Source organism: Hyphomonas atlantica corrig. (assembly GCF_000682715.1).
In the GTDB taxonomy this organism is placed as follows: Bacteria; Pseudomonadota; Alphaproteobacteria; order Caulobacterales; family Hyphomonadaceae; genus Hyphomonas; species Hyphomonas atlantica.
Window position 1 is genome coordinate 126,302 of record NZ_AWFH01000012.1, and the last position, 23,354, is coordinate 149,655.

Annotated in this window: 22 protein-coding genes and 1 other RNA gene; 13 read left to right on the forward strand and 10 right to left on the reverse strand. The window is 58.1% G+C overall.

Annotation, left to right across the window (positions count from 1 at the left end):
* The first annotated feature begins 105 nt into the window (after nucleotides 1-105).
* Together HY36_RS07955 and HY36_RS07960 are read left to right on the forward strand one after the other, a co-directional pair.
* Nucleotides 106-495 carry a MarR family transcriptional regulator gene (locus HY36_RS07955; RefSeq protein WP_051602624.1) on the forward strand — a complete coding sequence of 130 codons (390 nt, stop codon included), beginning with the start codon at nucleotides 106-108 and terminating at the stop codon, nucleotides 493-495.
* A 23-nt stretch (nucleotides 496-518) separates the two neighbouring features.
* Nucleotides 519-1,367: an NlpC/P60 family protein gene (locus tag HY36_RS07960; RefSeq protein ID WP_035550895.1), complete on the forward strand. Its 849-nt coding sequence runs from the start codon at nucleotides 519-521 to the stop codon at nucleotides 1,365-1,367.
* A 14-nt stretch (nucleotides 1,368-1,381) separates the two neighbouring features.
* Here the strand turns inward: HY36_RS07960 and HY36_RS07965 are convergent, their stop codons facing one another.
* Nucleotides 1,382-2,257, reverse strand: a complete 876-nt coding sequence (locus tag HY36_RS07965; RefSeq protein WP_051602625.1) for a c-type cytochrome — start codon at nucleotides 2,255-2,257, stop codon at nucleotides 1,382-1,384.
* A 161-nt stretch (nucleotides 2,258-2,418) separates the two neighbouring features.
* Between HY36_RS07965 and HY36_RS07970 the strand changes: the two genes are divergently transcribed.
* Nucleotides 2,419-3,255: a prephenate dehydratase gene (locus HY36_RS07970; RefSeq protein ID WP_035550898.1), complete on the forward strand. Its 837-nt coding sequence runs from the start codon at nucleotides 2,419-2,421 to the stop codon at nucleotides 3,253-3,255.
* Here the strand turns inward: HY36_RS07970 and HY36_RS07975 are convergent.
* Nucleotides 3,252-4,145, reverse strand: a complete 894-nt coding sequence (locus HY36_RS07975) for a LysR family transcriptional regulator (protein WP_035550900.1) — start codon at nucleotides 4,143-4,145, stop codon at nucleotides 3,252-3,254. The genes HY36_RS07970 and HY36_RS07975 overlap by 4 nt on opposite strands.
* Nucleotides 4,146-4,328: 183 nt before the next feature.
* Here HY36_RS07975 and HY36_RS07980 point away from each other — a divergent pair, with 183 nt between their 5' ends.
* Nucleotides 4,329-4,832, forward strand: coding sequence for a hypothetical protein (locus HY36_RS07980; protein ID WP_051602626.1), 504 nt, complete (start codon nucleotides 4,329-4,331; stop codon nucleotides 4,830-4,832).
* Nucleotides 4,833-4,908: 76 nt separating this feature from the next.
* Entirely contained in the window at nucleotides 4,909-5,319 is a 411-nt protein-coding gene (locus HY36_RS07985) for a YHS domain-containing (seleno)protein (RefSeq protein WP_035551330.1), read from the forward strand.
* A 382-nt stretch (nucleotides 5,320-5,701) separates the two neighbouring features.
* On the opposite strand, the gene HY36_RS07990 is transcribed toward HY36_RS07985, so the two are convergent.
* Nucleotides 5,702-5,974, reverse strand: coding sequence for a hypothetical protein (locus HY36_RS07990; RefSeq protein WP_051602627.1), 273 nt, complete (start codon nucleotides 5,972-5,974; stop codon nucleotides 5,702-5,704).
* 107 nt (nucleotides 5,975-6,081) lie between these two features.
* Nucleotides 6,082-6,996: an NAD(+) diphosphatase gene (nudC, locus tag HY36_RS07995; protein ID WP_051602628.1), complete on the reverse strand. Its 915-nt coding sequence runs from the start codon at nucleotides 6,994-6,996 to the stop codon at nucleotides 6,082-6,084.
* A 159-nt stretch (nucleotides 6,997-7,155) separates the two neighbouring features.
* Between nudC and typA the strand changes: the two genes are divergently transcribed.
* Nucleotides 7,156-8,988, forward strand: coding sequence for a translational GTPase TypA (gene typA, locus HY36_RS08000; RefSeq protein WP_035550901.1), 1,833 nt, complete (start codon nucleotides 7,156-7,158; stop codon nucleotides 8,986-8,988).
* 80 nt (nucleotides 8,989-9,068) lie between these two features.
* On the forward strand, nucleotides 9,069-9,254 hold the full coding sequence (locus HY36_RS08005; RefSeq protein WP_035550903.1) for a hypothetical protein: 186 nt from the start codon (nucleotides 9,069-9,071) through the stop codon (nucleotides 9,252-9,254).
* 11 nt (nucleotides 9,255-9,265) lie between these two features.
* Here HY36_RS08005 and HY36_RS08010 read toward each other — a convergent pair whose 3' ends face one another.
* Entirely contained in the window at nucleotides 9,266-10,339 is a 1,074-nt protein-coding gene (locus HY36_RS08010) for an acyltransferase family protein (protein WP_081806100.1), read from the reverse strand.
* Between the two features lie 163 nt (nucleotides 10,340-10,502).
* On the reverse strand, nucleotides 10,503-12,593 hold the full coding sequence (locus HY36_RS08015) for an alpha/beta hydrolase family protein (RefSeq protein WP_241764171.1): 2,091 nt from the start codon (nucleotides 12,591-12,593) through the stop codon (nucleotides 10,503-10,505).
* A 120-nt stretch (nucleotides 12,594-12,713) separates the two neighbouring features.
* On the opposite strand from HY36_RS08015, the gene ffs reads away from it, so the two are divergent.
* An RNA gene (ffs, locus tag HY36_RS18110) (signal recognition particle sRNA small type) lies at nucleotides 12,714-12,811 on the forward strand.
* An 11-nt stretch (nucleotides 12,812-12,822) separates the two neighbouring features.
* On the opposite strand, the gene HY36_RS08020 is transcribed toward ffs, so the two are convergent.
* Nucleotides 12,823-13,374 (reverse strand): hypothetical protein, encoded by a 552-nt coding sequence (locus HY36_RS08020; RefSeq protein ID WP_155841798.1) that lies wholly within the window; start codon nucleotides 13,372-13,374, stop codon nucleotides 12,823-12,825.
* Between the two features lie 369 nt (nucleotides 13,375-13,743).
* Between HY36_RS08020 and HY36_RS08025 the strand changes: the two genes are divergently transcribed.
* The 4 genes from HY36_RS08025 (at nucleotide 13,744) to HY36_RS08040 (ending at nucleotide 19,959) form a co-directional block, all read left to right on the forward strand.
* Nucleotides 13,744-15,612: a ribonucleoside-diphosphate reductase subunit alpha gene (locus HY36_RS08025; RefSeq protein WP_051602629.1), complete on the forward strand. Its 1,869-nt coding sequence runs from the start codon at nucleotides 13,744-13,746 to the stop codon at nucleotides 15,610-15,612.
* A 366-nt stretch (nucleotides 15,613-15,978) separates the two neighbouring features.
* Nucleotides 15,979-16,830, forward strand: a complete 852-nt coding sequence (locus HY36_RS17785) for a lipid A-modifier LpxR family protein (RefSeq protein WP_162175968.1) — start codon at nucleotides 15,979-15,981, stop codon at nucleotides 16,828-16,830.
* Nucleotides 16,831-16,847: 17 nt separating this feature from the next.
* Nucleotides 16,848-17,879, forward strand: coding sequence for a lipid A deacylase LpxR family protein (locus HY36_RS08035; RefSeq protein WP_035550910.1), 1,032 nt, complete (start codon nucleotides 16,848-16,850; stop codon nucleotides 17,877-17,879).
* 94 nt (nucleotides 17,880-17,973) lie between these two features.
* On the forward strand, nucleotides 17,974-19,959 hold the full coding sequence (locus tag HY36_RS08040; RefSeq protein ID WP_035550912.1) for an alkyl/aryl-sulfatase: 1,986 nt from the start codon (nucleotides 17,974-17,976) through the stop codon (nucleotides 19,957-19,959).
* A 6-nt stretch (nucleotides 19,960-19,965) separates the two neighbouring features.
* Here the strand turns inward: HY36_RS08040 and HY36_RS08045 are convergent, their stop codons facing one another.
* Nucleotides 19,966-20,823, reverse strand: coding sequence for an alpha/beta hydrolase (locus HY36_RS08045; protein WP_051602632.1), 858 nt, complete (start codon nucleotides 20,821-20,823; stop codon nucleotides 19,966-19,968).
* 235 nt (nucleotides 20,824-21,058) lie between these two features.
* Between HY36_RS08045 and HY36_RS08050 the strand changes: the two genes are divergently transcribed.
* On the forward strand, nucleotides 21,059-22,087 hold the full coding sequence (locus tag HY36_RS08050; protein WP_035550914.1) for a ribonucleotide-diphosphate reductase subunit beta: 1,029 nt from the start codon (nucleotides 21,059-21,061) through the stop codon (nucleotides 22,085-22,087).
* Between the two features lie 86 nt (nucleotides 22,088-22,173).
* On the opposite strand, the gene HY36_RS08055 is transcribed toward HY36_RS08050, so the two are convergent.
* On the reverse strand, nucleotides 22,174-22,545 hold the full coding sequence (locus tag HY36_RS08055) for a PRC-barrel domain-containing protein (protein WP_035550918.1): 372 nt from the start codon (nucleotides 22,543-22,545) through the stop codon (nucleotides 22,174-22,176).
* 192 nt (nucleotides 22,546-22,737) lie between these two features.
* A complete protein-coding gene (locus tag HY36_RS08060; RefSeq protein ID WP_035550923.1) occupies nucleotides 22,738-23,088 on the reverse strand; it encodes a UrcA family protein in 351 nt (116 codons plus the stop codon).
* Nucleotides 23,089-23,354: the final 266 nt, after the last annotated feature.

A 23,354-nucleotide genomic window follows, 5' to 3' on the forward strand; every position in this document is an offset into this window, starting at 1 on the left:
CTGAATGTGAAGGCCTCTGTCGTCAGCTTTCCCCGAGAACGCCTCTAGACGGAGTCTGCAAATCACCTGAGATTCTCCACAAAGGCGAACAACAAGGAAAATGAAATGGCATTGTCGGAGCGTGAAGGACTGGAATTGTGGCGACGCGCTGTAACGGCGTCTGTCCGGTCTGATGCGCCGGACCTGACAGCGCGTCAGCAGGCCATTCTGATGACCATCGCGCTGACGCCCGGCCCGCACACGGTGCGAGGGCTCGCTGAACACCTCAACATTGCCAAGCCAGCCGTTACCCGGGCGCTGGACGCCCTGTCGCGTCTGGACTTCATCCGCCGCATCAAGGACGACACCGATCTCCGCAATATCTTTATTGAGCGCACACCGGCCGGTATGGCGTATTTGCGGACATTCTCTGGCCTTGTTCTTGCGGCAGCATCTGGCAAGGATGATCAGCAAATGGCGCCGAAGCATCGCGGGAACACAAATGCTGCTGCCTGACGCGCCCGTATTCGGGAACAGGCATGCCGACATTTGACGACAAGAGACTGAAGCGACCCGACGGCGAAGCAACAGCTTATCAGGTGACTGCAGGCGTGGTCGCCGTACGCCAGGCACCTCAGCCGGATGCCCGACTGGAAACGCAGGCCCTGCACGGGGAAATCGTCGACGTGTTCCGCGAGGAAGGCGAGTTTGGCTATGCGCAGTGTCGCCGCGACCGATATTGCGGATGGGTGCTGATGGAGGCGCTGTCTGCACCGACCTTGCCAGTTACCCACAAGATTATCTCGCCGCGCACGCATTGCTATAGCGAACCCGATCTCAAATCGGCCCCGCACTTCCTGTTGAGCCAGGGCGCACGGCTGTGTGTCAGCGGGACGGAAGGGGATTGGCTCCATTCCGATCGCGGTGGATGGGTGCACAAGCGCCATGTGGCTCCTGTCGGAGCCCTTCAAGATGATCCGGTGGCGGAAGCCGAGCGATTTCTTGGCGCGCCTTACTTATGGGGCGGACGCGAAAGCCTCGGGATTGATTGCACGGGACTGACCCAGCAGGCCTTCGAGGCCGTGGGAATCATGCTGCCGCGTGACAGCGACATGCAATATGAATGGAGCGGGCAGGGCATCCCCGACTGGCGCGCGCCAAATGCCCTGCGGCGCGGTGATCTGTTCTTCTGGAAAGGCCATGTCGGGATCATGACCGATAGCGAGCATTTGCTGCATGCCAATGCGTGGCACATGGCCGTGGCGGTCGAGCCGCTGGAATCTGCCGTGACCCGTATCGCAAACTATTACGCCGAGCCCATTGGGGCCCGGCGCATAGACGTTTCTGCTGAAAGACGGCGCCAGCCTGACTGGTTGTCCAGCCAGTAGCGCAGAAGACGGTCTTATTCGTCTTCTTCTTCAGTCTCTGTCGGTGCAATTTCTTCAAAAGCGTCTTCAGCTGTCTCGGTTGCTGCATCAGCGCTTTCTTCGACGGCCTCGGCAACTTCATCAGGAATGGTGACGGTTTCGCCAACATCGCCGTCATTCGGGCCGGTGCCATCAACGGAGTCAACCGTTTCAACTTCGCCCGTCGCAAGCGTCGGGTTATCCATGTCGTCCACACCGTCTACGGGCAGCGCGGCGTCTACGGCATCGCCTTCAGCCGTCTCTTCGCCCTCAGCCGGAAGCGGCTCGGGGAAGGCAGGAGGGTTGTCGGTGTAAGAGGCCAGATAGGCGATCACGTTGATGCGGTCGTCATCGCGGCGCAGGCCAGCGAACGACATTGTTGTGCCGCGGGCGTAGCCGGCTGGATTGTAGAGCCACTCATTGAGCGCCTCATAGGTCCATTCTCCGTCCATGCCGGAAAGGGCAGCGGAGTAGGCAAAACCATCATGGTGGGCTTTTTCAGCGCCGACCGTGTTGTAAAGGTTCGGGCCGGTGCCGTTGGCGCCGCCCTGGTCGATGGTGTGGCAGGTGGTGCACTTGCCTTTGAAGGTGCGTTCGCCGCGGGCAACGTCAGCATTTGCGAGCAGCAGGCCGAGGTCGAATACCTCTTCCTCTTCGCCGCCGGAGCCGCCTGCATCTGCAACTTCGACACAATATGCAAATTGCTCACACATTTTTTCTGACATCGAGGCCGGTTCGGCGTGCTCTTCGCCGTGATGGCCGCCATCGCTTCCATGGCTGAACACGATGCTGGATAGCGTCTGCAGGGCGAAGACTCCGAGTGCCGTCGCAATCAGCGCACCGAAAATCTTGTTGAGACCGAGTTCTCCCATGGAGGTATTCCTTCGAATCTGTCTGGTCATACGTCTTGGCGCGGGCTTATTGGCACGCTAACGGGAAGCAGACAATATAAAGGGTGTGCGTCATAGGGGCTTCCCCCTTTCGTCGCGGCGATCCGACGCACATTAAATCCACGAAAAGGGGCCTCCAACCCATGACCGGCAAAATCGCGTACCAGGGTGAACCTGGCGCAAACTCTCACATCGCTTGCAATGATGCCTATCCGGATCTCGAACCGTTGCCATGCCGCACGTTCGAGGACTGTTTTGCTGCTGTGGAGCGTGGTGAGGCTGAATTGGCGATGATTCCGGTCGAAAACACGATTGCTGGCCGTGTGGGCGATATCCACTACCTGCTGCCCAATACCGAATTGCAGATTGTCGCCGAGTATTACCTGCCGATCCGGTTCCAGCTGATGGCCCTGAAGGGCACGAAACTGGAGGCTGTGAAAAAGGCCCGCTCCCACATCATGGGGCTTGGCCAGTGCCGCAATTTCCTGCGCGCGCACGGCATTGATTCGGTCACAGCAGCGGATACCGCCGGCGCCGCGCGAGAGGTTGCCGAGCTTGGTGATCCATCTATTGCGGCCATTGCGCCAAGACTTGCGGCAGAGGTGTATGGGCTCGAAATCCTCGCCGAGGACATTGAAGACGCTGCTCACAACACCACCCGCTTCATCATCATGTCGAAGGAGCATTCCGACATTGAAGCGCAGGATGGCCCCGCCAAGACGGCGTTCATGTTCGAGGTCCGCAACATTCCAGCGGCGCTTTACAAGGTAATGGGTGGGTTCGCGACGAACGGCATCAACATGACCAAGCTGGAAAGCTATATGGTTGGCGGCTCATTCACGGCGACGCTGTTCTATGCAGAGATCGAGGGTCATCCGGACGAGCGGCATGTGCAACTTGCGCTCGAAGAGCTGGGCTTTTTCTCGCAATCGCTGAAAATCCTGGGCGTGTTCCCGAGCACCGAACACATCGCCGATTAGCACTGGTCGATTGCGTCCTTGAGAATATCGGTCACATGATCGGCGAAGAGCTTCGTCTTTCCGCGCAAGCGACCGGCGGTCCAGACGCAGTTTATGGGCAGACGATCCAGTTCCCAGTCCGGCAGGATCGGCACAAGCTGACCGTCATTGACGCAGTCCGCGACGAGCCAGTTCGGCGCCAGCAGGATACCGAGCCCCGCTTGTGCCGCTTGTAGCAGATTGTCGCCGCCTGACGCCGCGAATGGCCCATCGACGCGAACCGTGACGGATTCCTCGCCCCGCCTGAGGGTCCAGTCGGAGTAGAGGCCTTTTCTGAACAGAACCGCATCATGCTGTTCCAGATCGGACGGTGTCTGCGGTGTACCGCGTTTTGCGAGATAATCAGGCGAGGCCCAGAGTGAGCGGGGAGACTCGGCCAGTTTCCGCATCATCAGGCGCGAGTCCCGCAGGTGGCCAAAGCGAAACGCCAGATCGATGGCTTCCTCCACCAGATCCGTCAGGGCGTCGTCGGAGATAATGTCGAACCGGATACGCGGATATTTTTCGAGAAAGGGCGGAATGGCTGGCAGGATGATCCGGCGGGCAAATGAGTTCGAACAGGAAATTCGCAGCAATCCGACGGGTTCATGCTGAAGGCCGCGTGCCTCGGCTTCGGCGGCTTCGTAATCAGAGATCAGTTCGATCGCGCGGCGGTAGAAGCGCTCTCCGGCTTCGGTCAGGCTGAGCGCGCGCGTGGTGCGCTGGAACAGCGTAACGTCCAGCTGCGCTTCCAGGTCCTGGATGCGGCGCGAGACGGTTGGTTGCCCAACTCCGAGCGCTGTGGCGGCTTTGGAGAAATTGCCCGCTTCAGCTACGCGAACGAACAGGCGCATTGCGTCGATACGGTCCATCTGACCCCTCCCGGCATGACAGAACCCTATTTAGGGACGCCCATCGAGATTCGCGAGGGCAGGGCGAAAATTCACGAAATTTCGTGCGCCTGCTCACATAAAAGTGGGCAGGGCTCACACCCCATTGTTTTGAAAGAGAGCAGGAAGCGTGGGACAACCTCCGCCTCAAAGGGAGGACGCACAATGTCTGGTTTGGTCAAAAAATACGCGCCGGTCGCCTACGCATTAATTGCGGGCGCCGTGTTTCTGGACAGTCTGCGCTTCAAATTCACAAATGCGCCGGAAACGCAGGTCATTTTCGGTAAGCTGGATGGGTGGGCCGCAAGTTTCGGCGCGAGCGGGCTTTTCACGCAGACAGGCCTGTTCAGCCAATATGTGATCGGGACTGCCGAGCTGGTGGCGTCGGTCTTGTTGCTGCTCGGAATTGTGCCCGTGCTTCGCCGGCTTCAGACGCTTGGGGCATTGATTGCCGTTGCCGTCATGTCAGGCGCCGTCAGTTTTCATCTGTTTACGCCGCTGGGCATTGATCCGAACAATGATGGCGGCGGCTTGTTCGCCATGGCCGTCACTGTCTGGCTGGCCTCGATTGCCTATCTCGTTTTTCATCGCAAGACGCTCATCTCGATCGTGACCGGTATTGGTCGGGCCATACTGCCCGGCCTTTCGACCGGATCTGACACGGCGTGATGGCCAAACGCACTACAGGAGGTTTTCCATGAAACTACGTGCCATGATCATCGCGGCCACGGTCGCAGGCGCGCCAATGCTGGTGACTGCTCCGGCTGCTTATGCCGAACCGCCAATCTATACTGGCGTGTTCTCAAATACAGCGCTTCAGGGCCATGACCCCGTCGCCTATTTCGCCGAAGGAAAGCCGGTGAAGGGGCGGGATGAATTCACGACGGAGTATATGGGCGCCCAGTTCAAGTTCGCCAGCGCGGACAACCGGGATGCGTTCCTTGCAGATCCTGAAGCCTACGCACCCCAGTATGGCGGTTACTGTGCCTGGGCGATGGCAGATGGTAAGCACGCCAAGGGAGATGCGCGATATTGGAAGATTGTCGATGGCAAGCTCTATCTGAACTACAACAAGAACATCCAGAAAAAGTGGGACGCGGATATTCCGGGCTTTATCGAAAAGGCCAATTCAGAGTGGGCGGCGATTAATGAATGAGGCCGCGCGACTCATTGGTTAATCTGATGTCGGTTGATACCGATGGCCAGTCGGCAAATGGGATAGCCGCCAAGCCTCGGGATTTGCAGGCATTTTCCGACTTCCCCGGGAGTCGCCTGAGGCGCGGGAGAAAAACGCCCGGTAAACGCGGTGCGAAAAGAAATGCCACAATATTCCGGTAGGCTGTGCTTAGGATCTTTGGGGGGACAGACCGGCCCGTGATCAGTTCAGTCTGCGCAATCCGGAGGGCACTCGATGCCGTTTGCCGCCGGTCTGCCAGCGCCCCCGCATCCAGGCGATGCGGGGGTTTTTCATGCGCTGTAGTTGGGCATTAAAAAACGGGCGGAGGGCCCGCCCGTTCCTGACACTGATGGCCGCAAGCCTATTTCTTCTTTGCGGTCGTCTTCTTTGCTGCCGGCTTGGCCGCTTTCGCTGCTTTGGCAGCTGGCTTTTTGGCGGCTGCTGCAGCCTTCGGGGCGGTAGCCTTTTTTGCGGCTGGTTTCACCGCGGCCTTCTTTGCTGCAGGCTTTGTAGTCTTCTTTGCAGCAGGTTTGGCGACAGTCTTCGGGGCGGCCTTTTTCGCCGTGGCCTTCTTTACTGCGGCCTTCTTGGGTTCAGCCTTTTTCGCTGGTTTCTTCAAGGTTGTCGTTGCCATGTCGGGTCTCCTGTAAATGGCAACTTTCAGACTAGATTGATTCGAGGAAAATCAACTCCAGTTTTGTGGAGCTCAGTGAGGGGATAGTCGGAGGTCAGATGAGCGTGTCAGCCGCGCTCAGCCCAGGTCTTCAGCAAGTGATGCGCGATGGCCATCGGGGGCGGGCAGAAGAGGCGCGGATGCGTTCCGGCGAGCATCTGTTTCACATCGTCCCGGCTGATCCATTCCGCCGATTCCAGTTCGGACGGGTCGATGGTGATTTCCTCGGAGTCCGCTTCCAGAATGAGGCCGACCATGAGGGATGAGGGAAATGGCCAAGGCTGGCAGGCAACATATTCGGCGCTCGCGGGGTTGCAAACGATGCCGGCTTCCTCTTCCAGTTCGCGCGCAGCAGCCTGTTCGATGGTTTCGCCAGGTTCGCAGAAGCCTGCCAGGCTCGAAACAAAGCCGGCGGGCCAGTTTGCCTGTCGTCCGACCAGGCATTTTTCGCCTTTCACCGCCAGCATGATGGCAACCGGATCTGTGCGTGGGAAATGTTCGGTGCCGCAGGCCGGGCATTCGCGTTTCCAGCCGCCTTCCACAATGGCCGTGCCGGCACCGCATTTCGCGCAGAAGCCGTGCGAGCCATGCCACAGGAAGATGCTGCGCGCCGTGGAGGCGCAATTTGCCTCCAGCGGGCTCATGCGGCCAGCGGCAGCCCGAAACTCGATGAATTCGCCTGCGCCAGCAATGAGGGAGCTTTCCAGATCGAATTTGGACGGCAAATTCACCGCAAAAATCGGCGTTCCGTTCTTGTCTTCACCGAGGAAAATACGCGGGGACCCCGGTGAGACCTGCTCGATTTCCGGCCCCATCCAGACCAGACCGCCATCCTTTGCGGCGAACGGGTCGCCATTGCGCAGCAGCAATACCAGCACATCATCGCGTTTGAAGGCCGTATCGAGCCAGGCATCATCCTTGCGGTGATGGGCGGCGCGGTCGATGGGATTGGCGGCAAGGGGCATGTCATTGGAATTGGTCATGGAGGGTCCTCACTTTGCCGAGCTGACTTGCCGTCTGATGGTCCGTTTGTAAATGCGGTGCGCCGCGGCAGGGGGTGCCTGACAACAAAGCATAGCCAATTGCGGCGGGCCCGTGTATGTGCGCGGCAAAACAGCCTCCCTCCCGAAAGCATATCCTTCATGTCCACGCCTATCGAGAAAATGCGCAACATCGCGATTATTGCCCACGTTGACCACGGCAAGACCACGCTCGTCGATGAATTGCTGAAGCAATCCGGCACGTTCCGCGAGAACGAAAAGACCGCCGAACGCATGATGGATTCCAACGATCTGGAAAAAGAGCGCGGAATCACGATTCTCGCCAAGACGACTTCGGTTGAGTGGAAAGACTACCGCATCAACATCGTGGATACGCCCGGACACGCTGATTTCGGCGGCGAGGTGGAGCGGATCCTGGACATGGTGGACGGTGCCATCGTGCTGGTTGATGCCGCTGAAGGCCCGATGCCGCAGACGAAATTTGTTGTGTCCAAGGCGCTGAAGGTTGGCCTGCGTCCCATCGTGGCTGTCAACAAGATCGACAAGCCTGAGCGTCGCCCGGATGAAGTGATCAATGAAGTGTTCGACCTGTTTGCGAACCTGGACGCGACCGACGAGCAACTCGATTTCCCGATTCTCTACGGTTCAGCCAAGCAGGGCTGGATGAGCACGGATTACGAGAACCCGACCGACAGCATGGATTCGCTGTTCGAAATGGTGGTCAATCACGTGCCGGTGCCAAAGGTGGAAGAGGGGCCGTTCCGCTTCCTCGCGACGACCATCTCGTCTGACCCGTTCCTTGGCCGCATTCTGACGGGCCGTATTGCCTCTGGCTCTGTGAAGCCGAACCAGGCGATCAAGATCCTCAATCGCGATGGCGAACTGGTGGAACAGTGCCGTGTTTCGAAGGTTCTGGCTTTCCGCGGCCTTGAGCGCGTGCCGGTGGAAGAAGGCAATGCAGGTGACATCGTATCGCTTGCCGGAACGACCAAAGCGAACGTGGCCGACACGTTCTGTGATCCGTCAGTCAGTGAGCCGATGGCCGCCCAGCCGATTGACCCGCCGACCATCTCCATGACGTTCCGCGTGAACGATTCTCCGCTGGCGGGCACTGAAGGTTCGAAAGTCACCAGCCGGATGATCTGGGATCGCCTGCTGAAAGAAGCCGAAGGTAATGTCGCGCTGAAAGTGGAGCGCGCAACGGACGCCGAAGCCTTTACCGTTTCCGGCCGCGGCGAACTGCAGCTGGCGGTTCTGATCGAAACCATGCGCCGCGAGGGCTTTGAGCTTGGCGTGTCGCGTCCGCAGGTTGTGATGCAGGAAGGCCCGAATGGCGAGCGCCTTGAGCCGATTGAGGAAGTCGTGATCGACGTGGACGACGAGCATTCCGGCGCCGTTGTTCAGAAACTGTCTGAGCGCAAGGCCGAGATGCTGGACATGCGTCCATCCGGCGTGGGGCGTACACGCATGATCTTCCATGCACCAACGCGCGGGCTGATCGGGTATCAGGGCGAGTTGTTGTCTGATACGCGCGGTACGGCCATCATGAACCGCGTGTTCCACGACTACCAGCCGCACAAGGGCAAGATCCAGGGTCGTCACACAGGCGTACTGATCGCCATGGACCAGGGCGAAGCAGTGGCATTCGCGCTCTGGAACCTCGAAGATCGTGGCCCGATGATGATCCATCCGGGCGACAAGGTGTATGGCGGCATGATCATTGGCGAGCATAATCGTGACAATGATCTGGAAGTGAACGTGCTGAAGGGCAAGAAACTCTCCAACGTGCGGGCCTCCGGTACAGATGATGCCGTGCGCCTGACACCGCCTCTGCAAATGACGCTTGAGAAGTCGCTGGCCTATATCTCTGACGACGAATTGGTCGAGGTGACGCCGGAGAATATCCGCCTGCGCAAGGTTCATCTCGACCCGCACGAGCGCAAGCGCGCCGCCAAGGCAAACGCGGACGCCTGATCGGCGCCGGCCGCACCCGGGAACCGCCAAGACATCCTGACGTTGTGTCTCCAGTTGCATGAACAGCACTGGAGCGCACAATGTCGTCCTTCGGACTCTATCTTATCGGTTTCCTGATCCTGATTTCGGGTCTGGCCTATGCAGCCTACCTGATCGGTGCACCGCCCGTCTGGATCGGGGTTGGCGCCATCATCCTGATTGGTTTCGGGATCATCACGGGCGTCGCGAGAACTCGTCGGCGGGATGAAACCGCGGCCAGTGACTAGCAGGCGCCCGCCTACGTACCGGGCTGGCTGGGAATCTGCACTTGCCGGACGGATTTCGGCGGCTTGTTGGACAAGCGCAAAGTACGGCGCAGCCAAGTGTTCGACGGCGTTTCGAAATACCGGAAGCTGAGATAAGCGAGCACTGTTGTGAGTGGTATGATCACCACGAACATCAGTGCGGTCGCTACCCAATCATTTCCGGTGATATTGAAAACCGCCACGCCCACTACCGAGATGAGCAGGGGGTGGATCAGAAAGATACCGTAGCTGATTTGCCCACCGACTGAGACCATCTTGTTTTTGAGGGGCTGACGGAACAGGTCCTGGCCCGCGCAGGCGAAGACAAGCAACGCGCTCGGCGGCGCATAGGTAGCGATTTTGCCCCACCCCTCCCAATCGAGCTTCATTGCAAGTGCGAACCCCGCAAGTCCGATCAGAACGAAAGGCCACATGGGGGTGCGTCGTACAAAGTCTTGAACATGGCTCTGACGTAGTATCAGGCCGATGATGCACCCCATTGCAAACTCCACCAGAATGGGGTCGCCATAGAATTCGCGATACGCACCATTTGGCAAAAGATGCGCGCCTGCGATGACGCCAAGCGTCATCAAGATAGCGCTTGGAATCTGATATTGTTCGGGAACGAACAGCGTGAGCGAGAACAGTAGATAGAACAGCATTATATAGCCCAGCGTCCATCCCACAAACAGGATTGGCTGGATGTCAGCCCCAAGATCGTAATGCGGCAGGAAGAGATAACTGCTTATGATGGATGACAGGCTGGTGTCCGCATCCTGGAACAGCCACGGTTTCAGGAGTGCCATGCCCAGAGCCAATGTTGTGGCAGTCCAATAGAGCGGGACGATTCGCACCGTCCGCTTGAGCATGAAGTTCATGGGGGTGTCGTGCGGCTGGGTGATGTAGACAAGGATAAAGCCGCTGATTGCCAGGAACAGGTGGAAGCCGGGCGCGGCAGAGAAGGCGAGGTGTACGGTATCAGAATGAGCGTGCACGAACTCCCGTATGTGGAAGATCAAGATAGCGAAACACGACAATGTCCTGAGCAGGTTAATGCTGTTGAGCATGACCAGCCCCTCCAAAACCAATTGCGTGTCCACAACGCAAGACGGGGGCCAATTAGAAGAGGTGGCCGGGTGCAACTCCCTGTTCTGTAAATATGTTTGCAGAACAGGTTAGATCGAACGACAGTGCCCGGAGGCCGGGCACTGTCTGAAACATGGTGTGAATCTATTCGCCTGTGTCAGAATCGGATTCCGTCTTGGCTGGATCATATTTGGCAAACCAGCCCATGATATTGTCCGTTTTGGCAATCAGGCGGCTTGGTCGGCCCGCGATGTAATGCGGTGAGCCCGGCACGCGGATAAGAGCCGTTTCCACATCATTCATCTTGAGCGCCGTGTAGAATTGCTCCGCCTCCCAGGTCGGGGTGCGCCAGTCTTCCTCGCCCACCATGACGAGCGTCGGCGTAACGATCTTGTCGACATAGGAGATCGGCGACAATTTCAGAAAGGCTTCCGGATTCGTCCACGGATCTTCGCGAATCCAGTGCCGGCGAACATATTGGGAGATGTCGCTGGCCATCGCCATTGTCATCCAGTTGATCACCGGCTTGACCGAGGCCGCCGCAGCGAACTTGTCTGTCTTCGTGACGATCCACGCGGTCAGGATTCCGCCGCCGGAGCCACCGGTCACGAACAGGCGGTCAGGGTCTGCATAATTGCGCGCCACCAAATCATCGACGACGCTCATTAGGTCATCATAATCATACCCCGGATAGGCGCGGTCGATGGCTTGTGCGAAGTCTTCTCCGTACCCGGTAGACCCGCGTGGGTTTACATAAACGGTGACATAGCCCTCTGCAGCGTAGCGCTGGATCTCGCTGGCAAAGAACGGGCCATACATCGAGAACGGGCCACCATGAATTTCCAGGATCAGCGGGAAGCTGCCATCAGCCTTGAAGTCTGGCGGCAGGGCGACCCAGGCTTCGATTTCAAGACCGTCATGACTGGAGGCGACCTTGATCTCTTCAATCGGGGACATGTCCAGATAAGGAAGAACGTCCGCGTTGAGGTCCGTCAGGATACGGTTGTCGCGGCTGTCTGAGCGGATGGTGCCGACCTCAGCGGGACGGTCTGCGAAGCCGGCCGTATAGGCAATCTGTTCGCGGCGTCCATTCTTCGCCACGGAAAAGCTGCCGCCGGCATAGGGGCGCCCAATGGATGTGCCGCCGATATTGGTGACGACTGACGTCATACGGCCTTGCAGGTCGACCTCGTTCAGCGTCAGGACGCCATGATCCTCGAAAAGGACAAACAGGCTTTTGCCATCCGGGGCCCAACGCACCTGATTCGGCGAGCCGGTGAAATCTGGCGCAAGCTCGCGAACATTCGAGCCATTCGCATCCATCAGATAGAGCTTGTTCTGTTGGTAGGATTTCAGCTCGTCATTGTATCCGCGGAAGGCGATCGTCTGGCCATCGGGCGAGGGGAGTGCCGAGTGGTCTGGGCCATCGCGGCTGGTGAGCGGCGTTATGGAGAGGTCAGACAGTTCGACTGCATAGATCTCGCTTTCGACCGGGTCCATGTCGCGATCATCGGCAAGATTACCCGAGACGAGCAGCGTATCATTGTCCAGCCAGGCTGCGCCGCCCATGTCGGCTTCGCCCTTGGTAACCTGGCGCGGAGAGCCGCCTTCAGCGGGCAGGACGAACACTTGGTCCGAGCCATCCTCGAGATACCCCTGGCCATCAAACCGGAACGTCAGATCGTCGATGACCTTGACCGGGTCAGACCATTTCGCGCCCTCGGGCTGTTTGGGCGCGGTCGCAAAGCCGGGCTTTTCGCCGGGTACGAACATGGAGAAGGCGATGCTCTTGCCATCGGGTGACCAGGTTGCGCCAGACGGTGCTTCTTCAAACTGGGCCAGCGAATAGGAGAGCCCGGTGTCCATATAGACGATCTTCAGCGCTGGCTTGCCGTTCTCGGAGGTCGAGAAGAGCAGGCGTGTGCCATCCGGCGACCAGCGCGGAGCGCCGGCGCTGCCATTCGCGCCGAGCAGGGGGCGCTGTGTGCCGGTTTCCACATCGATCGCCCAGAGATGGCCTGTGTCGCGGTCCGTCATCCGGTCCATGCTGTGGCGGACATAGACGATGGTGCGCCCATCTGGCGAAATCTGCGGATCGGTGGCGTACTCCATGTCGAATACGCGCTCAGCGGTGAAACGCTTGCTCTTATCTGCTGCGTCAGAATCGGCGAAAGCAGGCGATACGGCCATAAGCGCCGCGACGCTGGCGGCGGTGGCGATACGGTGAAGTTTCACGGGGCAGTCCTCCATCATCCCTGAAGGCAAGGAGGCTAACACGGGTTTTGAGCGCCGGGTAAGTGGTTTGGGTGTCGCTGGCCCTTGCGCCCCCGCTTTCAGCGAAGCATATAGGCGACAGGAGGCAGGCGGCGGACGGGTCGCTCGCCAATCGGGTCAGGTCGGGAACGAAGCAGCCCCAACGAGTTTTTCGCCCGGGTCGCTCGTCTGTCTCCGCTTTTCAGGAAATTCAGTTGATGTCGCGCAGGTCGGTGCCAAGTTCCAGATGGAGCCTCAGGCGCGCGAGCGTGCGGAACACCGAGAAGTTCAGCTTGGCGCGTTCCAATATGTAGGCGTGACGGTTCAGGCCAGAGGCGAGCACGCTGGATTCCTGAAGGTGCAGCAGCTGCCGACCATCTTTCTGCGGGATGATCGTGTACTCGCTCGACGATTCGATCACCGGGCAGTCAGCGTCAGCATCGCGGATCGTGGTGCGGTAGCAGTAACGTTTGCCGGGGCGCGCTTCAGTCACTTCGAAGATCAGTGTCTTGCCTGGCTCGCCGGGGTCTGTCGCTTCGAAGATGTCGTAGGCCGGATTGCCCGCACCGAACACGTATCCGCGTTCGCTATACGCATTGAGGGGCGTCGCGAAGTCCAGCTTCTCGTAGATCTGTGCAGCGGTCGCGTCGATGATGGTTTCGCCATCATTCACGATGGGCGCGCTCGACCAATTGTGGAGTGTTTGATTCTTGAGCCAGTTGAGCATCGTGTCCTCGCGTGCCGGAGTGGGGCGTAGTGGCATAATGCACGGGGATAGTTAGCGAATTTCCCAATCAGGTCGCGCAATCGGTATGGATCTGGTCATCTGGCATTAACGGAATCGATTTCGACTCCGGTTTCGAGAGACTTTTTTGCCAAGGCGGGAAGCTGAAATTTGATGCAGTTTTGTGCAGCTTCCGAAAGGTCAATAGTGGCGGGAGTTTGCGGGGTGTGTTAACCATTCATTAACCCGAATTCCACGGCTATCTTGACGTTTTTGAGACTTGTCCCGTTGACCGCCTATTAACCTTCAGACACTATATGTTGTGTCAGGAACGGGGTTGAGAGCAATATCTGGCTTTCAGGGGCTTCCGGACCTATATGTTTCTAATGAATCTGGAGGGCTGCACCTATGTCTGCAACCGAGGCCAAATCTGTGTCTGAAACTGCACTGCGCAAGGGGAAGCCCAAGGCAGGTGTGGAAGGTCTGCTGCGCGTTGTTGAGGGCAACCCAATTCAGATTGACGAATCCCGCGATGCCTTGCTGACTGAATTCGGCAAGAAGACGCTTCAGGACCGTTATCTGCTGCCCGGAGAATCCTATCAGGACATGTTTGCGCGGGTGTCGCTGGCTTTCGCTGACGACAGCGAGCACGCCCAGCGCCTTTACGATTACATGTCCAAGCTCTGGTTCATGCCAGCGACGCCTGTTCTCTCGAACGGTGGCGCGGCCCGCGGCCTGCCGATTTCCTGCTTCCTCAACCAGGTCGGCGACTCTCTGGACGATATTGTTGAAACCTGGACCGAGAATGTTTGGCTGGCCTCCAATGGCGGTGGCATCGGCACCTATTGGGGCAATGTGCGCTCTATCGGTGAGAAAGTGGGCCAGAACGGTCAGACCTCCGGCATCATCCCGTTCATCCGCGTGATGGATTCGCTGACGCTGGCGATCAGCCAAGGTTCGCTGCGTCGTGGGTCGGCTGCTTGCTACATCGATGTCCACCATCCGGAAATCGAGGAATTCCTTGAAATCCGTAAGGCATCGGGCGACTTCAACCGGAAATCCCTGAACCTGCATCATGGTATCAACATCACCGACGACTTCATGGATGCGGTGAAGAATGATGAAGAATATGGCCTGATCAGCCCGAAGTCGGGCGAAGTGATCCGCACCATCAATGCCCGCAAGCTGTGGCAGAAGATTCTTGAGCTGCGCATGCAGACGGGTGAGCCATACCTGCTCTTCACGGACACGGTGAACAATTCCATGCCGGCCCACCAGCGCAAGCTGGGCCTCAAGGTCACGCAATCGAATCTCTGTTCAGAGATCACCCTGCCAACCGGTATCGACCATGCGGGGCAGGACCGTACGGCAGTTTGCTGCCTGTCCTCGGTCAATGCCGAAAAGTTCCTTGAGTGGTCGAAGGATGAGACCTTCCTGGAAGACATCTTCCGCTTCCTCGACAACGTCTTGGAAGACTTCATTGAGCGTGCACCGCCGGAAATGGCCCGCGCCGTCTATTCGGCGAAACGCGAGCGCTCCGTCGGCCTTGGTCTGATGGGCTTCCACTCCTTCCTGCAGACGATGAACGTGCCGCTGGAAAGCGCCATGTCCAAAGTCTGGAACGAGAAGATGTTCAAACACATGCGTCAGGGCGCAGACGCTGCTTCGGTCAAGCTGGCCAAAGAGCGTGGCCCGTGTGAGGACGCGCGTGACGTGGGCATGATGGCGCGCTTCAGCCACAAGATGGCTGTCGCTCCGACCGCGTCGATCTCCATCATCTGCGGGGGTACATCGGCAGGTATCGAGCCGATCCCGGCAAACGTCTACACGCACAAGACGCTGTCTGGCTCCTTCACCGTGAAGAACCAGCAGCTGGAGAAGCTGCTTGAGAGCAAGGGCAAGAACTCTGACGATGTCTGGGTATCGATCCTGGAGCATGAGGGATCTGTCCAGCATCTCGATTGCCTCGACGAGCATGAGAAATCTGTCTTCAAGACGGCGTTCGAAATCGACCAGCGCTGGATCATTGAATTGGCCGCGGATCGCACGCCTTATATCTGCCAGTCCCAGTCGCTGAACCTGTTCCTGCCGGGTGATATCGCCAAGTGGGACCTGCACATGCTGCACTGGACTGCATGGGAGAAGGGGCTCAAATCGCTCTATTACTGCCGTTCCAAATCGGTACAGCGCGCTGCATTTGCCGGGTCCGAGAAGATCGGCACCCAGAAAATGGAGACGCCGAACACCGACTATGACGAGTGCCTGGCCTGCCAGTAAAGCGTCGCCGAAAACGGTCGAAGAATCAGAACCGGCACCTCAATGAGGTGCCGGTTTCTTTTGTTGGTCTACTACTAATGTAGCCGGAACTACTGGCCGCGCCGCAATCTTGCCACGAAATTCATGAAATTTTACAATAGGTTAAATTTCAATTCGGCGTCTCTTCCAGAGAAAACCATGTGAAAACCACAAATTTTCCGGGTTCTGGAACAAAAACTACAGGTACGAGTTCAAATCGAACAAATTAATGTATTTCGGCTGATCGACGTTTGAGGCTGGCGACATCTTTATGCTAAGTTAAGCGTCGATTGGTCTAATCCTTGAGAGAGACGGCTCAGGGATTAAGACATGCGAGGCTTGAAGCGAATGGTATTTGTAATATCGACCGCAGTCATAACCATGGCTTGCCAGGGGTGCGCGACCACGTCCCCGCACGAACAGGTGCGTTCTGAAGCCATCGTTCCACCGAGCCTCGGCATGCAGATGGCCGTGCCGACTGCATCGAACACTGAACTCGTCGCTTCGGCCTCCAACAAGGCTTCGGTTCATGTGTTCAGCGCGCAATCGCATCGGTTCAGCGGTGTGCCGCTTGAGGCCACCAATCAGGTTGCCGCCCGGCTACTCGCAAGCGAGCCGGTAGATTATCGGCAGGCCCCGACAGCCGAGTTCAGCATTCCAAACAATACACGCATCGATTGGGGAAACAGCGACACATTGGTGGCCGTTTCCGCCGAACGTAGCCGTGCAGCGCTGACACGCCCTGGCCGTATCGAGAAGGACATCGCCGCAGAGATTGCCATCTCCGCCCCACGCGAAGTCACCGGACTGAAATTCGACGTTGGCGTTGCCCCGCGGATCGCTGTGCGGGAAGAGGGCGAGATCCTGACCCGCCGTGTAGGGGGTGAGGTTCGTATCGGTCAGAACATTGATATTCTCGACCGCAACGGACAGCCGCAGGGCTGGTATATCTTTGCCGGCGCAGATGGCGAAGCGCTGGTATGGGACGCCGATGCGAACGGCTTCCGGCCGAGCCTCGGTGATATGTCCCTCACAGATCAAGTGACCGTAGGAGATCTGCAGGCCGGCGTGTCCGTCCAGAGGAGCGGCGGAGAATTGTCACTCAGCTATATCCGCCGTGAAGTGAAATATTCCGACCGCAATGTCAGCATCAGTGAAACGGAAGATTTCGCAGGTGTTAGTTTCACGATGCGCCGTTAACTGCTAATCGCAAGCGCATGAACGCTCCAACCACACTTTTCAAGGCTGCGGCTCTGTCCGCAGCTTTTCTGAATGTGCCCGCCGCCTTCGCGCAGGAGGATGAGCCAACCGTGCCGCGCAAGCCGGCGGTTGTTTCTTTCTCTACGGAGAATGATTTCTTCGGCGGTGGCACAGATCGAAACTATTCCAACGGATTGCGGATTGAGCGTGTTTCGGGCGCGGACAATGTCCACCCTGGCCTTCAATGGGTCGCATATCGCCTGCCATGGATTGATCTTGATCGGACAGAGCTTAGGCAGGGGTTTGCACTCTCTCACGCGATCTTCACGCCGGAAGACACGCAGGCCTTTGTGCCGGACCCAACCGACCGACCATACGCGGCCTGGCTGGCGCTCTCGTCAACAGTTGCCGCCAGCAGCGAGAATACGCAGGATACCCTACAGGTGAATCTCGGAGTGGTCGGTCCGTCCGCAGCTGGGGAATTCGTCCAGAATACCTGGCATGAGATCATTGGTGCACCGACCGCGAAAGGCTGGGACTATCAGCTGAAGGATGAGCCGGGTGTCGAAATCATCGCTCAGCGTCTTCAGATGTTTGACGGTCCAGACCTGCCCTTGGGGCTGGAAACCGATTTCGGGGCGCATTTGGGCGTCGCGCTTGGAAATGTGCGCACATATGGCGCAACGGGGCTGACCGCGCGGATTGGATGGGACCTTGATTCCAGTTTCGGACCGCCCCGTATTCGTCCGGCACTATCCGGAGCGGGGGAATTCGTCCCTGGCACGCCGGAAGATCCGCTCGGCGGATATTTCTTTGTCGGTGTAGATGGCCGGGCGATTGCGCGCGACATGTTCCTTGATGGCAATCTCTGGCGCGACGGCCCACGGGTGGAGGATCGCCGCGCGGTCGTCGGAGACTTGCAGGCTGGTATAGCCGTCCATTATCGCAGCGTGCAGCTGGCCTTTACCTTTGTGAACCGAACCGAAGAATTCGTGCGTCAGGATGGTCCACAACGCTTCGGGGCCCTCTCTATCAGCATCGCGCGCTAGGCATTGATTTCCCTCGCGGCTGGCTTGCGCTCAATTTCCGCCCATCGCACACTGCCCCGAAAGCGGAGCAGAGACATCCGCATGGGAGGAAATCATGAGAAGACTGGTCGGATTGGCTATCGCCATTGCGCTGGGGGCGTGTTCACAAAATTCGGAGACGAGTGACCGGCCTATCAAGTCGGAAGCGCCGCCAATGGGCGTTGCAACGGATGCGACCCGCGCAGCAAACGCCGCTGTGGCAGAGCGCTTGCCTCTTGGGGATACATCAGACTTCGTCGACGCAACCCGCGGGCTGCTCGCCCAATTGAAGCAGGATCGGATTACTGAAGCGAATGGCAACACGGTCTGGCAGGTCAGTAATCGGGATTTCATCGAAGGCAATAGTCCGGATACGGTGAACCCGTCGCTCTGGCGACAGGAGCGGCTGAACTCCGAGCATGGCTTGTTTGAAGTGATGGACGGGATCTATCAGGTGCGCGGCTACGATCTGGCGGTGATGTCTGTCATTCGCGGTGAGACCGGATGGATCATTGTTGACCCCTTGCTCAGCCAGGAAACGGCGGCGGCCAGCCTTCAACTGGTCAACGATACGCTAGGCGAGCGCCCTGTGACCGGCGTGATCTACACCCATTCGCACGGCGATCATTTCGGGGGCGTCCGCGGTGTGATCGACGAAGTCGATATAGAGGCCCGAGGCGTGCCAGTGCTGGCGCCTGTTGGCTTTGCGGAATCTGCCGTGGCGGAAAACCTGCTCGCCGGAAACTATATGAGCCGCCGGGCCGTGTTGATGTTTGGCAGCTCTCTGCCAAGTGGACCGACTGGGCAGGTGGGTGTCGGACTCGGGCCAGCGCTCGCGCAAGGCACTATAGGCTTGATAGAGCCGACCGAGGAAGTGCCGGGGCGCGGTACGGTGCGGGTGATTGATGGTGTCACGTTTGAATTCGTGGATGCGGCAGGGACGGAGGCGCCGGCAGAGTTCATGTTTTACCTGCCTGAGTTCAATGCTCTGTGCACAGCGGAAGTTGCCACGGCGACATTCCACAATGCGCTGACCCTGCGCGGGGCGAAGGTTCGCGACTTGCTGGAATGGAGCCGCGTGATTGACTATGTCCTGACAGAGTATGGAGACAAGTCTGACGTCGTGTTTGCATCCCATCATTGGCCGACCTTTGGGCAGGAAAATGTGGAATCCTATCTGAGAGGCCAACGCGATATTTATCGCTACACGCATGACCAGACGGTGCGTCGCGCGAACAGGGGCGAAACTCAGTTCGAGATCGCCGAGGCGCTGCCCGAACCGTCGGTGCAGACCGATAGTTTCGATACGCGCGGCTATTACGGCACGCTGAACCATAATGCGAAGGCTGTCTATCAGGCATATTTTGGCTGGTGGGATGGTGTGCCTGCCACGTTCAACGCCCACCCTCTGGAGGCCAAGGCCGGACGGTTCATCAAGGCTGTCGGGGGCGAAGAGGCCGCGCTTGCAATCGGGCAGGGAGCCTTCGACGAAGGTGACTATCGATGGGCAGCCGAGGTCCTGAACTATGCCGTGTTTGCAAACCCGGAAAACCAGGCGGCCCGCGACTGGTTGGCAGCGAGTTATGAACAGCTCGGCTTTCAGGCAGAAAGCGGCGCGTGGCGGGATTACTATCTCACTGGCGCCCAAGAATTGCGTTTGGGATTGTCAGACGATGGAGAGGTCCGCACGCGAAGCCGGGAATTTGTTGAAGGTGTACCGACCGCTGAATTGTTCAACGCGCTTGCTGTTCGCTACTCGCCCGAAAGTCTGAGCCGTGATCCGTTCGAACTGAATTTCCAGTTCACCGACACCGGCGAAGACTTTGTGATAGATGTGGGGGAGGCGACGGCATTCCCGCGCCCCAATACACAATCAGACGATGCGGTCGCCACGCTGACCCTGACGCGGGATGCGTTTAACGACCTGATCCTTCAGGCCCGCAGTTTCCGGGAGATCGCGGCTGCAGGTGAGGCGTCGGTTGAAGGCGACCCAATGGCATTGATGGCCTGGTTCTCGGCGCTCGAAACGCCGGACTTCTGGTTCAACGTGGTCGAGCCGTAAGGCGAATCAATCACTCATCTGATCGCGGAAGAAGTCCACGATCATTGGCGCGACCTTGTCGCCTTTTTCACCGAGGCGGTCATTCAGGCTTTTGTGGTCGCGCTTCTTCACGAGCCGGGCCTCCGCCTTGTGCCCGGCGCTATTGAGGGCTTCGGCCAGTTCCTTCGCGCGACTGGGGGAAACGGCGCGGTTCACATACAGCAGGAGAAATGGCGGGATGTCCGTGGTTTCCTCAACCTGAAGCGTGGGGGAGGCCGCTGCCCAGACATCCTGATCGTCGCCCGTGAAAGTTGGGTGGTAGAAATCCGGAATGTCGCCATCGCTGCCCGTGCGAACAAGATTGTAGGCGGCACTGTCCATCGCCACGACCCCCTTGATGACGGACGGCGTCAAATCATGTTCGTCGAGATAGTCTGGATCGATCGCGGTGAGCGCCGCCATGTGTGCGCCTGCCGAATGGCCCATCAGGAACATATTGTTGCGGTCGCCACCGATCTCGTCGGCGTGTTCGTGGAAATAGGCGATGGCGGCGGCAACATCTTCCTGCTGTGCCGGGAAGGGATTGGCGGGTGCGAGGCGATAGTTCACGGAAATGAAGATGAATCCTTCGCTCGTGAAGTAGCGCGCCTGAAACATGCCGAGGCCGCTCTGTTTGTTTCCAAACGTCCAGGCGCCGCCATGCATCATCAGAATCATCGGCGCGCCGTCCGGATTCTCAGGCAGGTACACGTCTGCACGCACGTCACCGGGGTCCAGTCCGGGCGCATCATTGTAGATGACATCGCGGATCACTTTCGCGTTCGCTGGCGCTGCGGTCGACAGGCTTGCAAACAAGGCAAGTAGAATGACACTGAATAAACGCATGAAATCTCGTCTCGTAGGGCGGGTGTGGAACGCTTGAACGCTGCAATGGTGCCGATCTATCTGCAGGAATGCGTGCGGCGCCAGCCTTAAGCGGCAATTATGCCAAAACTGTGAGCAAGCCTGTGAACAAGTGCACTTTGCCACAGTCAAACATCTTGCGTGCCGTCCGCGGTTCAGGCACTATATGTGGTGTAGATTGTTCCCGAAAATACAGCAGACGATTTAGGAGGCCCTGATGGCTGACGGAAATTCAAATGTGCCCGGATTGCTGACCCCGAGCCGGGCGTACAAGCCCTTCCGTTACCCGTGGGCGTATGACTTCTGGAAGATCCAGCAGCAGGTTCACTGGATGCCGGAAGAAGTGCCGCTCGGTGAGGATTGCAAGGACTGGGCTGTGAAGCTCAACGATTCCGAGCGCAATCTGCTCACTCAAATCTTCCGCTTCTTCACCCAGTCAGATGTTGAAGTTGGTGCGAACTACATGGAGCATTACATGCCCCTGTTCAAACCGACCGAAGTGTCGATGATGCTCGCCTCCTTCTCCAACATGGAGACGATCCACATCGCGGCCTATGCGCTTTTGCTGGAAACTATCGGCATGCCGGATTCCGAGTTCTCGGCGTTCATGGAATACGAACAGATGGCGGCGAAGCACGACTATCTCGGCCAGTTCGGCACGGACACGAATGAGGATATCGCTGTGTCCATGGCCGTGTTTGGCGGCTTTACCGAGGGCCTGCAATTGTTCGCCAGCTTTGCGATGCTGATGAACTTCCCGCGCTTCAACAAGATGAAGGGCATGGGGCAGATTGTGTCCTGGTCCGTGCGCGATGAGTCGCTGCATTGCGAGGGCATGATCAAGCTGTTCCATACATTCTGTGCCGAAACAGGCGTCATGAATGATGCGCTGCGCGAACGCATTCGCGAATGCTGCCGGACGGTTGTGTCGCTCGAAGACAAGTTCATCGAGCTCGCCTTCGAAATGGGACCGGTCGAGGGTATGACCGCCGACGACATCAAGCAGTACATTCGCTACATCGCTGACTGGCGTTTGGGCCAGTTGAAGCTGGAGCCGGTATTTGGCGTTACGACGCACCCGATCCCGTGGCTGACGGAGATCCTCAACGGGGTTGAGCACGCAAACTTCTTTGAGCAGCGCGCGACAGAATACTCAAAGGGCGCGACAAGCGGCGACTGGCATGGCGATGATGGTGTCTGGTCGAAATTCGATCAGCGCAAGCTCGTCGACGCGACTATCGGCTAGTTACTGATTGAATTGATGTGTGAAAGGCGCGCCTTCCGGTTTGGAAAGCGCGCCTTTTTCTTTTGGGCCGAGGTTCTGGACCGGCGTCAGTACCAGAATGGCGCGGCACCGTAATAGGAATACACGCTGCGGCCATAAGCGTCGTCGCGTAGCCGGTCGTATTCCGTCCGTTTCAGCGTAGGTGCCTTGCGAAGCTGGTCTTCGCTGATGTCTACGACATAGCCTTCCTGGCGCTCATCATAATCGAGAGATTGCCAGGGAAGGGGGTGGTATTCCTCTCCAATACCGAGGAATCCGCCGAAGGACATGACAGCATAGGCAACCTTGCCGCTGCGCTTGTCCAGCATGAGATTGTCGATATGTCCGATTTTGTCGCCTGCCGTGTTGTAGACGGTTGTGCCTTCAACGCGGTCAGAACTGATGAGAGGATTGGAAGTCATTGTAGCGTCGTTTGGCATGTTTGCCTCCGGGGTTTGAGTAGCCCACCCAGACCAAACCAACGTGCACAACAATCCTCCGATCCATGATTGCGCCAGTTTAATCTTCCCGGTGTATGCCCCTGATCCGGTTTTGTTGCTCTGCACAAAAAATGAGGGGCTGCCCGTGGCCCTGGGCAGCCCCTCCAACGCTATTCCGGGAGGAAACGTGGTCTAGCGTTGTCCCGCGTCAGCGACGAGGGTCACAGCTTGGCGCGCGAATGCAGGCGCGGTGCTGAGGCCGGAAACTTCCTGCTTGTTCAGGATTTTTTTCAGGGCAGCTTTCTTGATGTTCTTGGTGCAGGTGCGGTCAACATAAGGCTGGTTGGTGACCGGCGAACGTGCAGAACAGGCTTCCTTGGCTTGAGCCTCAATGGACTCGAGAACAACAGCGGCACCGGCTTCAGAGCCCAGCAGCGCTTTATCGTAGGCAATTTCTACAGTGATGGGTTTGCCTTCTGCAGTGGCTGCAGCAGGAGCGAGGGTTACAGCGGCCAGAAGTGCCGGAACGATGAACTTTTTCATGTCTAAACTACCTTAAGAGTTAGCGACGGCATGATTGCCGACAGGGAACTCCTCCCGCCCCACGCCACGCCATTTGTCTGTTCTCCCCGCAGTGACGCCGAAGCGTCATGGCCTTTCCGCGCGGGACTGACGTGTCATGTTGCGCTGCAACAAAAGCGCATGTTTGCGCATGGCTCAACAAAAAGGTGCACAGCAGAAAGTCATAGCTGCCTTGCACCTCAAAATGCGCGAAGGCTGAGCTTTGGCTGCCTATTTGTTTGTCACAT

Bases quoted from the DNA above. Each gene is read 5' to 3' on its own strand.
- HY36_RS07955 (WP_051602624.1), top strand. From the start codon at position 106: ATGGCATTGTCGGAGCGTGAAGGACTGGAATTGTGGCGACGCGCTGTA.
- HY36_RS07960 (WP_035550895.1), top strand. From the start codon at position 519: ATGCCGACATTTGACGACAAGAGACTGAAGCGACCCGACGGCGAAGCA.
- HY36_RS07965 (WP_051602625.1), bottom strand. From the start codon at position 2,257: ATGGGAGAACTCGGTCTCAACAAGATTTTCGGTGCGCTGATTGCGACG.
- HY36_RS07970 (WP_035550898.1), top strand. From the start codon at position 2,419: ATGACCGGCAAAATCGCGTACCAGGGTGAACCTGGCGCAAACTCTCAC.
- HY36_RS07975 (WP_035550900.1), bottom strand. From the start codon at position 4,145: ATGGACCGTATCGACGCAATGCGCCTGTTCGTTCGCGTAGCTGAAGCG.
- HY36_RS07980 (WP_051602626.1), top strand. From the start codon at position 4,329: ATGTCTGGTTTGGTCAAAAAATACGCGCCGGTCGCCTACGCATTAATT.
- HY36_RS07985 (WP_035551330.1), top strand. From the start codon at position 4,909: ATGCTGGTGACTGCTCCGGCTGCTTATGCCGAACCGCCAATCTATACT.
- HY36_RS07990 (WP_051602627.1), bottom strand. From the start codon at position 5,974: ATGGCAACGACAACCTTGAAGAAACCAGCGAAAAAGGCTGAACCCAAG.
- nudC (WP_051602628.1), bottom strand. From the start codon at position 6,996: ATGACCAATTCCAATGACATGCCCCTTGCCGCCAATCCCATCGACCGC.
- typA (WP_035550901.1), top strand. From the start codon at position 7,156: ATGTCCACGCCTATCGAGAAAATGCGCAACATCGCGATTATTGCCCAC.
- HY36_RS08005 (WP_035550903.1), top strand. From the start codon at position 9,069: ATGTCGTCCTTCGGACTCTATCTTATCGGTTTCCTGATCCTGATTTCG.
- HY36_RS08010 (WP_081806100.1), bottom strand. From the start codon at position 10,339: ATGCTCAACAGCATTAACCTGCTCAGGACATTGTCGTGTTTCGCTATC.
- HY36_RS08020 (WP_155841798.1), bottom strand. From the start codon at position 13,374: ATGCCACTACGCCCCACTCCGGCACGCGAGGACACGATGCTCAACTGG.
- HY36_RS08025 (WP_051602629.1), top strand. From the start codon at position 13,744: ATGTCTGCAACCGAGGCCAAATCTGTGTCTGAAACTGCACTGCGCAAG.
- HY36_RS17785 (WP_162175968.1), top strand. From the start codon at position 15,979: ATGGTATTTGTAATATCGACCGCAGTCATAACCATGGCTTGCCAGGGG.
- HY36_RS08035 (WP_035550910.1), top strand. From the start codon at position 16,848: ATGAACGCTCCAACCACACTTTTCAAGGCTGCGGCTCTGTCCGCAGCT.
- HY36_RS08040 (WP_035550912.1), top strand. From the start codon at position 17,974: ATGAGAAGACTGGTCGGATTGGCTATCGCCATTGCGCTGGGGGCGTGT.
- HY36_RS08045 (WP_051602632.1), bottom strand. From the start codon at position 20,823: ATGCGTTTATTCAGTGTCATTCTACTTGCCTTGTTTGCAAGCCTGTCG.
- HY36_RS08050 (WP_035550914.1), top strand. From the start codon at position 21,059: ATGGCTGACGGAAATTCAAATGTGCCCGGATTGCTGACCCCGAGCCGG.
- HY36_RS08055 (WP_035550918.1), bottom strand. From the start codon at position 22,545: ATGCCAAACGACGCTACAATGACTTCCAATCCTCTCATCAGTTCTGAC.
- HY36_RS08060 (WP_035550923.1), bottom strand. From the start codon at position 23,088: ATGAAAAAGTTCATCGTTCCGGCACTTCTGGCCGCTGTAACCCTCGCT.